Genomic DNA, 313 nt, shown 5'->3' with positions numbered 1-313 from the left:
ATTTAGGTGGCCGTGATGTTATTTAGGATGCGTATTAAATTAGCCTTCGGCTGGAGTCACTTCGTCTTGTTGCTCGACTTTGTCATCGACTGCTTTAACAAGTAACAGACCAACAGAGAACACAATCAAACCACACAGAACGAATACCATGCGTCCCCACATAGGGTTTGGCAGTACGAACATAGTCATTACACCCACACCCGCTACCGCGATAAGTGAACCCAACATACGACGTTGCTTGTTATCCAGTTTCTTCTGTTCATTACTTTCAGCTACTAACGGTGTCGCTAGGTTATTGAAGAACTTGTCGACA

Annotated in this window: 1 pseudogene; it reads right to left on the bottom strand. The window is 44.4% G+C overall.

The features are described from left to right. Positions 1 to 39: 39 nt before the first annotated feature. Positions 40 to 313, bottom strand: a pseudogene (locus AB4496_RS29660) (transporter); the annotation flags it as partial.

The sequence above is a fragment of the Vibrio sp. 10N.222.46.A1 genome (genome assembly GCF_041473595.1).
Lineage (GTDB): Bacteria > Pseudomonadota > Gammaproteobacteria > Enterobacterales > Vibrionaceae > Vibrio > Vibrio tasmaniensis_A.
Note: the sequence above shows the minus strand (reverse complement) of the source record. Positions and strands in the feature narration are given on the sequence as shown.